Source organism: Bradyrhizobium sp. LeoA1Lang, assembly GCF_055413685.1.
In genome coordinates this window covers 1-352 of the sequence record NZ_JBVAPG010000551.1, presented here as the reverse complement: position 1 = coordinate 352, position 352 = coordinate 1, and the positions used below count along the sequence as shown (strand labels likewise).

Sequence of the window (352 nt, the reverse complement as noted above, 5' to 3'; positions counted from 1 at the left end):
GAACACATCGATGCCTACGTCAACGCGTACAACGACAAAGCCGAGCCCTTCGTCTGGACCAAGAAAAAGGTCCGTCAACGCCGCTTCACAGGGCGCCGTATCACTCAGCTCTGATTCCGGGTACTAGCAAGGCACAATCATAACGACGTGAGCGTCATCCGCCGCGTGCATCTTGGAATCGTGCCACTCACTTCCCTAAGCGGTGGGCATAGGCCTGACACCAGACTAGTACCCACTTTTCATAGAACGTGAGTCGTGATTCAAGATCGGGATGATTCCCGAAGCAAGAGAAGTCCGCGTTTCGCGGAAGGAGCGTCTGGAGCTAGAAGCCCGGTGCCGCTCGCCGCGAACG

Annotated in this window: 1 pseudogene; it reads left to right on the top strand. The window is 56.5% G+C overall.

From position 1 onward, the window contains the following. Positions 1–114 (top strand): annotated as a pseudogene (locus ACZYOF_RS44470) (IS630 family transposase); the annotation flags it as partial. Between the last annotated feature and the right edge of the window lie 238 nt (positions 115–352).